The organism is Streptomyces sp. SP18CS02, from assembly GCF_036322365.1.
Taxonomy (GTDB): Bacteria; Actinomycetota; Actinomycetes; order Streptomycetales; family Streptomycetaceae; genus Streptomyces.
On record NZ_JAQYXC010000303.1, the window covers coordinates 631,483 to 639,621 of the forward strand.

8 protein-coding genes are annotated in these 8,139 nt (G+C 73.3%); 5 read left to right on the top strand and 3 right to left on the bottom strand.

The window, feature by feature from the left end:
* Positions 1-65: 65 nt before the first annotated feature.
* Both PUR26_RS33710 and PUR26_RS33715 read right to left on the bottom strand, forming a co-directional pair.
* The gene (locus PUR26_RS33710; protein ID WP_329878532.1) at positions 66-1,580 is read right to left on the bottom strand and encodes a DUF3152 domain-containing protein; all 1,515 of its coding nucleotides are present in this window, start codon (positions 1,578-1,580) and stop codon (positions 66-68) included.
* An 8-nt stretch (positions 1,581-1,588) separates the two neighbouring features.
* Entirely contained in the window at positions 1,589-2,551 is a 963-nt protein-coding gene (locus PUR26_RS33715) for an alpha/beta fold hydrolase (RefSeq protein ID WP_329878534.1), read from the bottom strand.
* 121 nt (positions 2,552-2,672) lie between these two features.
* Here PUR26_RS33715 and PUR26_RS33720 point away from each other — a divergent pair, with 121 nt between their 5' ends.
* The 4 genes from PUR26_RS33720 (at position 2,673) to PUR26_RS33735 (ending at position 4,723) form a co-directional block, all read left to right on the top strand.
* Positions 2,673-2,909, top strand: coding sequence for a hypothetical protein (locus PUR26_RS33720; protein ID WP_329878536.1), 237 nt, complete (start codon positions 2,673-2,675; stop codon positions 2,907-2,909).
* 143 nt (positions 2,910-3,052) lie between these two features.
* Positions 3,053-3,694, top strand: coding sequence for a TetR/AcrR family transcriptional regulator (locus tag PUR26_RS33725; RefSeq protein WP_329878538.1), 642 nt, complete (start codon positions 3,053-3,055; stop codon positions 3,692-3,694).
* 206 nt (positions 3,695-3,900) lie between these two features.
* Complete coding sequence (locus tag PUR26_RS33730; protein ID WP_329878540.1) at positions 3,901-4,128, top strand: DUF3107 domain-containing protein; 228 nt, start codon at positions 3,901-3,903, stop codon at positions 4,126-4,128.
* A 328-nt stretch (positions 4,129-4,456) separates the two neighbouring features.
* The gene (locus PUR26_RS33735; protein ID WP_329878542.1) at positions 4,457-4,723 is read left to right on the top strand and encodes a hypothetical protein; all 267 of its coding nucleotides are present in this window, start codon (positions 4,457-4,459) and stop codon (positions 4,721-4,723) included.
* A gap of 289 nt (positions 4,724-5,012) precedes the next feature.
* Here PUR26_RS33735 and PUR26_RS33740 read toward each other — a convergent pair whose 3' ends face one another.
* A complete protein-coding gene (locus PUR26_RS33740; protein WP_329878544.1) occupies positions 5,013-5,747 on the bottom strand; it encodes a ferritin-like fold-containing protein in 735 nt (244 codons plus the stop codon).
* A gap of 473 nt (positions 5,748-6,220) precedes the next feature.
* Here PUR26_RS33740 and PUR26_RS33745 point away from each other — a divergent pair.
* Positions 6,221-8,139 (top strand): DEAD/DEAH box helicase (locus tag PUR26_RS33745; protein WP_329878546.1); only part of this gene is annotated, 1,919 nt, incomplete at its 3' end.

Genomic DNA, 8,139 nt, shown 5'->3' on the forward strand with positions numbered 1-8,139 from the left:
GAGAAATATCTACGAACGCCCGCCCGATGTCAACGCGGAGGTGACGGCCGGACGGACGCTCCGGCTCAACCGCCGGGAAACACCCAGGGGTTGGGACGGCACTTGATTCCGTCGACCTCCAGCGACTTGGTCTGCTGCTGCATCACCGGCGCCAGCGCGCCCGGCGTGCGGCAGCTCACGTGGTTGTGTCCGAGCCGGTGCCCGACCTCGTGGTTGATGAGCATCTGCCGGTAGGTGTACATCGCCTTGTCGCCGTACGTCTCCGAGCCCTGCGCCCAGCGGTACGCGTTGATCATCACGCGTTCGGTGGCGGCCGAGTCGCACGAGACGTTGTCGACCGTGGTGTCCAGATCGGACTTGGCGCACCAGACGGCCGTCGTGGCCGGACTGGCCAGGGTGATGACGAACTCCGGCTCCCCGCTGGAGATCCGCTCGAACGTCATGGCGCCGCCGTGCGCCCAACTGCGCTCGTCGTTCAGGGTCTTCTGGACGGCTTCGGCGAAGAGCGCGCCGTCGAGGGCGAGCCCCTTCTCGACGTCGACCCGGTAGCGGATCTTGCGGCCCTTGCCGGGCGCCGCGGCGAGTCCGGGTACGGCCTGGAACTCACCGGACCCGCGCAGGGCGGCGTCCAGGGGCACCTGGAGCGACATCCGCTGGTCGTAGGTCAGGGGGGCGGCCGGCTTCGCGGCCTGGGGCGGCGCGACCCGCTCGTCGGAACGGGACGCGGCGTCGTCCTCGCCGTCGCGGTCGGCGGCCTCGCCCGCGGACCGGGCACCGGAGGCGTCCGGTCCGGTGTCCGTGACCTGACCGGCCACGACGACGGCGAGGACGGTGGTGACCGCGGCGGCCGCGATGCCGGTGAAGGTCCGGCCCTTGCCGCCCCTGGCGGCCGGCCCGGGCGCTCCCTCCTCCTCGGGCCCGGGCCCGGGGGCCGCGGCGGGGGCGTCGGCGCCGGGGGGCTTCGGGCCCGCGCCCTGCGGCCGGGGGTCCCGTGTGCCGAGCGAGGAACGCCTCGCGGCCGTGCGGGGTGCGTCGGCCGTGCCGGGTGCGTCGGGGGCGTCGGACCCGTCGGGGGCGTGGGGCGCGGCCTGGTCGAACGCCTCGACGAACTCGCGCCGGGGGCCGGGGATCCGGGCCGCCCGCCCCGCGCCCGGCGCCGGACGGGGAGCCGTCCACACGCCCTGGGCCGAGGCGGTACCCGGGGCGGAGGGGGCGCGGGGCGTCCCGCGCCACTCGCCGTACCGCCCGGCCTCGCCCCAGGCACCGCCCTGCTCCCGCTGTTCCGGGTGGCCGCCGCGCACCTGCGGCCGGGGGGACGACGACGGCTGAGCACCGGCCGACGGCCGGGCGTAGGGCGTGCCGTAGGGAGGGGTCGCGGTCTGCTGGTCGCCGGCCGACCGGTACTGCTCCTGCGCCGTGCCGGCGGACCGGCGGCGTCGTCCGGTGCCGGGCCGGTCACCTCCTGCCGGGCCCTCCCCGAAGGACGTGGCCCCCGGCTCCGGCGGGGAGGCCGGGGCGGGCGGTGCGGCCGGGCGTTCGGCGGCCTGGGGGGCGGGGCCCTTGCGACTATGTCGTCCCACGCGCCGTATCAGCTCCCGCCCTTGTCGTCGATCAGTTCCCTGACGGCCTGCGCGACCGCCTCCGGGTACTCCATCATCGCGACGTGCCCGGCGTCCGGAAGCGTCAGCAGCCGCGAGTCGCGGAACGCCGCGGCCGCCTTGCGGGCCACCCGGAACGAGATGAGCCGGTCCCGGCCCCCGTACACGAGCAGGGTCGGCGCGAGGACCCGCTCCGCCTGACGCCACAGCCCGTGCTGGCCGCCCAGCGTGTAGGAGTCGATGATGCCGCGGGCCGAGCGTGCCATGGCGTCCCAGAAGTACGGAAGGGCCAGCCGCCGCTCCATCTCCTCCACGGCGTTGCGCAGGCCCTCGTCGGTGACCCGCCCGGGGTCTCCGTAACAGAGGGAGATCACGCCCCTGACCCGCTGTTCCGGCGTCCAGTCCCTGGTCAGCCGGGCGAAGAACTGCGCGACGCCGGGGACCGCGAGCAGTCCGGTGGGCCAGGCGCTGCGCTGGGCGCGGATCTCGGGCAGCGCGGGCGCGATGAGCGTCAGCGTGCGCACGAGGTCGGGCCGCACGGCCGCGACCCGGGTGGAGACCGCACCGCCCAGCGAGTTGCCGATGAGGTGGACCGGGCCCCGTCCGGAGGCGTCCAGCAGCCGGATGACCGCGCGCGCGTGTCCGGTCACCGAGTAGTTGCCGTCGTCGGGCGGCGGGGAGTCGCCGAAGCCGGGCAGGTCGACCGCCTCGCCGTCCAGCACGTCCTCCAGCAGCGGCATCAGCGCCGACCAGTTCTGCGACGAGCCGCCGAGTCCGTGCACGTACAGCGCGGGCGCCAGACCGGTGCGCCGCGAGGGCCGGTACCGCATGGTGAGCGTCAGACCGGGTAGTGGCACGGAGCGCAGGCGCTCGCCTTCGGCGACCCGCACGGTGCTGACCCGCGGCACCGCCGCGGCGGCGGTCGGCGATTCCGGCAGCTCGGTCGAAGACATGCGGGCAATGTTACGAGACGATCACGCGCCACTCGCTGTGTTCGCCGTCACAGATCGCATAGCGCCCCGAAGAGGTACCTCCTACGCTCGTACATATGGGCATTTACACGAAAGGCCGCACATGACCGTCGACCCGACCGAACCGGAGACGTTCGAGGAGCTCATGGAGCTCGCGGACGACGTGGAGACCGAGGGGCTGGACGAGGAGACCCCCGAGGCCGACGCCGCCGAACAGCACACGGAGCTGCGACCCCACGAGGACGACCCGCTGCCCCGCATCGATCCGGACACCGCGAACGAGGCGGACGCGCTCGAACAGGCGCGCGTCGTCGCCCTGGACGAGGACGACTACCGCTGATTTGTTCGGTTTAACGTTGAATCTCCTGCTACCACGGGCGTCCGGTACGTGAAATTCTGCGCTCGCACCGCGCACAGCCGGGTTACCCAAAAGTACGATGGCGGGCGGCGCACAGCGCACATGGATCGACTTTGGGAGGCGGCGTGACAGCCATCGAGCAGACCGAGGCGGCGCGCCCTAGGGGTACGCGCCTGCCGCGCCGAGCCCGACGCAATCAGCTTCTGGGCGCTGCCCAGGAAGTCTTCGTGGCCCAGGGCTACCACGCGGCCGCGATGGACGACATCGCGGAGCGTGCGGGAGTCAGCAAGCCCGTGCTCTACCAGCACTTCCCCGGCAAGCTGGAGCTGTACCTGGCCCTGCTCGACCAGCACTGCGAGTCGCTGCTCCTGGCGGTCCGTACGGCGCTGGCCTCCACCAGCGACAACAAGCTGCGCGTGGCGGCGACCATGGACGCCTACTTCGCCTATGTGGAGGACGAGGGCGGCGCGTTCCGCCTGGTCTTCGAGTCGGACCTGACCAACGAGCCCGCGGTGCGCGAGCGGGTCGACCGGGTCTCGCTGCAGTGCGCGGAGGCCATCTCCGACGTGATCGCCGAGGACACCGGGCTGTCCAAGGACGAGTCGATGCTGCTCGCCGTGGGCCTGGGCGGCGTCTCCCAGGTGGTCGCCCGGTACTGGCTCTCCAGCGAGTCGACCATCCCCCGTGAGAAGGCGGTGGAGCTGTTGACGTCCCTCGCCTGGCGCGGCATCGCGGGCTTCCCGCTGCACGGCACGGACGGGCACTGACGAGGCACTGACGAGGCGCTGACGGGGCACCGGCGGGCTTCCGGCCACTCGTCGGGTGCCCGCCGGGCTTCCCCGGACGTTCGCCACGAGGGCTGTTCGCTCATGGCGTGCCCGGGTGGGCCATGACGTGTCCCCTCTCCGGGCTAATGTGTGCTGCGTACGGCGCGGCTGACCGCGCAACGCTGACCGTTCGGAGGGACATAGCCGTGGAGGTCAAGATCGGCGTGCAGCACGCGCCCCGGGAGATCGTTCTGGAGAGCGGGCAGTCCGCCGAGGAGGTCGAGCGCGCGGTGGCCGACGCGCTGGCCGGCAAGGCGCAGCTGCTCAGCCTGACGGACGAGAAGGGCCGCAGGGTCCTGGTGCCGGCCGAGCGGATCGCATACGTGGAGCTCGGTGAGCCCGCGGTGCGCCGGGTGGGCTTCGGAGCGCTCTGAGCCGGAGCTCCGGCACGGACCGGAGCGCGCGCACCGAGCGGTATCGACCGGGAAGGGCCCGGTGGGGGTGTCACCCCCACCGGGCCCTTCGCGTGTCCTGGGTACGTCCTGCGACAGGGGCCGCGACCCGGTTCCCGACGCCGGGCGACGTCAGGTGATCGCGGATGACGGCGGATGGCGGCGGATTGCGGCGCGTGGATGCGTGGGCCGCGGGGGCGACGGATGTCGCTCCCGGGTCCCATGGGCCCCGGGGAGGATTGCCCGCCGCCCGCTTCGGGTAGTACGGCCTACGACCGATTTGCCCGCCCCGCCGTCCGCGAGGTGATCAGTGTTCTGGGAAGCTCTCGGCTCCGTCGCGCTCGGACTCGCCCTGTCCTGGGCCGCGGCCCGGCGCCTGCCCGACCGGCTCCCCTCGCGCCGTGTCGTCGTCGTCACCGGCGTGCTGGGCGCCCTGTTCGGCGCCCTGCTCACCCACGCGGCGCTCGGCCCGGGGCACGCGCCGGGCACCTTGATCGGCGCGGCCGTGGTCGACGCCGTCGTCCTGTCCCTGCTGATCCGCCCGGGCCACCGCCTGCGCCGATCAGCGGCGACGTGATGCACGCCGCCGCTTCTTCTGAACCCTCTGCACCCTCTTCCTGAGCCCTCACCCCCTGGGGAGCGCCCGGAGAGGCCGGCGTCCGCCCGGAGGCGGAGGCCCCGGCGTCCGGTGCGTGCGCTCGCACGGCGGAGGAGGAGCCGAGGGAGTCATGGCGGTGGGGGCGTCTCCCCCCCGTCGGAGGGCTACGGGGGAGGGTGTCCAGGGCGCCGCGGTCCGGGCGAGACCTTCCGCATACGCCCCGGCCCCGTCCCGTGCGGCCCTCGGCCCGCACGGCCGGAGGTGCCCGTCAGGCGGCGAGCCCCAGAGCGGCCATGCGCTTGGTGTGGGCCTTGGTGATCCGGGAGAACATCTCGCCGACCGCGGCGAGGTCGAACCCGTCCGCGACCCCGCCGACCAGCATCGTCGACAGCGCGTCGCGCTCCGCGACCACCCGCTGGGCCTGCGACAGCGCCTCGCCCATCAGCCGGCGCGCCCACAGCGCGAGCCGCCCGCCGACCCTCGGGTCCGCCTCGATCGCGGCGCGCACCTTCTCCACGGCGAAGTTGCCGTGCCCGGTGTCGTCCAGCACGGCCAGGACCAGCGCGCGCGTGTCGGAGTCCAGGCGGGCCGCGACCTCACGGTAGAAGTCGCTGGCGATCGAGTCGCCGACGTACGCCTTGACCAGACCCTCCAGCCAGTCCGACGGCGCCGTCTGGCGGTGGAAGTCGTCCAGCGCCTTGGCGAACGGCTCCATCGCCTGCGTCGGCTCGGTGTCGATCGCCGCCAGCCGGTCCCGCAACCGCTCGAAATGGTGGAATTCGGCGGACGCCATCTTCGCCAGCTCCGCCTTGTCGGCCAGGGTCGGCGCGAGCTTCGCGTCCTCGGCGAGCCGCTCGAAGGCCGCCAGCTCCCCGTAGGCGAGCGCGCCGAGCAGATCCACGACCGCCGCGCGGTACTGGGGCTCGGCGGAGGCCCCGGCCCAGTCCTGGGCGGCGATCCCGGTCGGTTCTTCGGTGGCAGTGGCGTTGTCAGGCGTCTCCATGAAGCGCACAATAGCCCGCGCTACACCCTCAAGAAGGTCCTGGCCAGTCACTGTGACCTCCCCCTCCTTGTGAATCGGCCCAACACGCCTGCGCGATTCCGGGGTACAGTGGTAATGCGCCTGCTGAGTAGTCAGTGTTTCCGTACCGACTCGGCGGGCCATCTCATGAATGAGGATGCCCGGTCGGTGGCCCGATCGGCTCCGACCTGACAGCCCTCCGTGCGCATCGCATGGGGGACCCTCAGCGGTATGACGCTCGAGCGACGGCAGTGGTCCCGCGCCACCCGGCCCGCGGTCTTGACAGGCGGCGGTCGGCAGGACCGGCACGGTAAGACCCCCTTCGTTCGCCTCATGCCGCGTCTCACAGAAGAGGCAGCACCCTGACTACGACTTTCCGAGAGCTCGGGATCCTTCCCGAGACGGCCGAGGCCCTCGAAGCCGTCGGCATCGTTTCCCCCTTCCCCATCCAGGAGATGACCCTTCCGGTCGCGCTCTCCGGCTCCGACGTCATCGGCCAGGCCAAGACCGGCACGGGCAAGACGCTGGGCTTCGGTCTGCCGCTGCTGGAGCGGGTCACCGTCCCGGCCGACGTCGAGGCGGGCCGCGCCGCGCCCGAGAAGCTCACCGACGCCCCGCAGGCACTGGTGGTCGTTCCGACCCGCGAGCTGTGCACCCAGGTCACCAACGACCTGCTCACGGCCGGCAAGGTGCGTAACGTCCGCGTGCTCGCGATCTACGGCGGTCGTGCCTACGAGCCCCAGGTGGAGGCCCTGAAGAAGGGCGTCGACGTGATCGTCGGCACCCCCGGGCGCCTGCTCGACCTGGCAGGCCAGCGGAAGCTCGACCTGTCCCACATCCGCTCCCTCGTGCTCGACGAGGCGGACGAGATGCTCGACCTGGGCTTCCTGCCCGACGTCGAGAAGATCATCAACATGCTTCCGGCGAAGCGCCAGACCATGCTGTTCTCGGCGACCATGCCGGGCGCGGTCATCGGCCTGGCCCGCCGCTACATGTCGCAGCCCACGCACATCCGCGCCACCGCGCCGGACGACGAGGGCGCGACCGTCGCGAACATCACCCAGCGGGTGTACCGCGCGCACTCCATGGACAAGCCCGAGATGGTCTCGCGCATCCTGCAGGCCAACGGCCGCGGGCTCGCGATGATCTTCTGCCGCACCAAGCGCACGGCGGCCGACATCGCCGAGCAGCTGGAGCGGCGCGGCTTCGCCTCCGGCGCCGTCCACGGCGACCTGGGCCAGGGCGCGCGCGAGCAGGCGCTGCGGGCGTTCCGCAACGGCAAGGTCGACGTCCTGGTCTGCACCGACGTCGCCGCGCGCGGCATCGACGTGGACGGCGTGACGCACGTCATCAACTACCAGTCGCCGGAGGACGAGAAGACGTACCTCCACCGGGTGGGCCGCACGGGCCGCGCGGGCAAGACCGGTACGGCGGTGACGCTGGTCGACTGGGACGACATCCCGCGCTGGCAGCTGATCAACAAGGCGCTCGACCTGAAGTTCAACGATCCGGTCGAGACGTACTCCACCTCCCCGCACCTCTACGAGGAGCTGGACATCCCCGCGGGCACCAAGGGCGTCCTGCCCCGTGCCGAGCGGACCCGCGCGGGTCTGTACGCGGAGGTCATGGAGGACCTGGGCGAGACGGGCGGCCGCTCGTCCCGTGGCCGTCGTCCGGAGCGCAACGAGCGCAACGAGCGCACGGAGGAGCGTCCCGAGCGCACCCGTACGCCGCGCCAGCGCCGCCGCACCCGGGGCGGTGCCCCGTCGGCCGAGGGCGCCTCCGCTGCTGCGGCCACGGCCGCGACCACGGCTGCGGTTCCGGCCCAGGAGACCGCCGAGGCGGTGGAGCCGCGCACCCCGCGCCGCCGTCGACGCACCCGTTCGGGCGCTTCCGCAGCGGCCGTGGCCGCGCCGGTGACGCCCGTCGCCCCGGCCGCCGTGCCGGTGACGGTCGAGCAGACCGAGGCAGCCCCGCAGGCCGAGGTGGCGGAGGTCGTCGAGACCAGGCCCCGCCGCCGCACCCGCAAGGCCGCCGGACCGGCGACCGCGCCGGCCGTCGAGACCGCCGCCCCCGAGGCAGTGGTGGAGGCGGTGGTGGAGACCAAGCCCCGCCGCCGCACCCGCAAGACCGCCGAACCGGCGACCGCGCCGGCCGCCGAGACCGCGACCCCCGTCGTGGCGAACGCCGAGGTCGCCCCGCAGGCCGAGACGGCGGAGGTCGTCGAGACCAGGCCCCGCCGCCGCACCCGCAAGGCCGCCGAACCGGCGACCGCGCCGGCCGTCGAGACCGCCGCCCCCGAGGCAGTGGCCGAGACCAAGCCCCGCCGCACCCGCAAGACCGCCGCCGCCAAGACGGCCGCCGCCACGGACAC

Excerpts from the sequence above, each read along its gene's own strand:
- PUR26_RS33740 (WP_329878544.1), bottom strand. The coding sequence starts at position 5,747 with ATGGAGACGCCTGACAACGCCACTGCCACCGAAGAACCGACCGGGATC.
- PUR26_RS33715 (WP_329878534.1), bottom strand. The coding sequence starts at position 2,551 with ATGTCTTCGACCGAGCTGCCGGAATCGCCGACCGCCGCCGCGGCGGTG.
- PUR26_RS33720 (WP_329878536.1), top strand. The coding sequence starts at position 2,673 with ATGACCGTCGACCCGACCGAACCGGAGACGTTCGAGGAGCTCATGGAG.